A 220-nucleotide genomic window follows, 5' to 3' on the forward strand; every position below is an offset into this window, starting at 1 on the left:
GATTATGGCCGTTACCTTGGCACCGCTTTCCAGCTTATCGACGATTTACTGGATTACAGCGCAGATGGCGAGCAGTTGGGTAAAAACGTCGGGGATGACCTCAACGAAGGTAAACCTACGCTACCGCTACTGCATGCGATGCGTCACGGCACTCCTGAGCAGGCGCAAATGATTCGCCAGGCGATTGAGCAAGGTAATGGTCGCCACCTTCTGGAGCCGG

1 protein-coding gene is annotated in these 220 nt (G+C 55.0%); it reads left to right on the forward strand.

Going from position 1 to position 220, the window contains the following annotated elements; all coding sequences use genetic code 11:
* Positions 1 to 220, forward strand: a 220-nt coding sequence (locus FDX22_RS00585; protein ID WP_186805267.1) for a polyprenyl synthetase family protein, incomplete at both ends; no start/stop codon positions are given.

The sequence above is a fragment of the Citrobacter sp. TBCS-14 genome (genome assembly GCF_005280805.1).
Taxonomy (GTDB): domain Bacteria; phylum Pseudomonadota; class Gammaproteobacteria; order Enterobacterales; family Enterobacteriaceae; genus Citrobacter; species Citrobacter gillenii.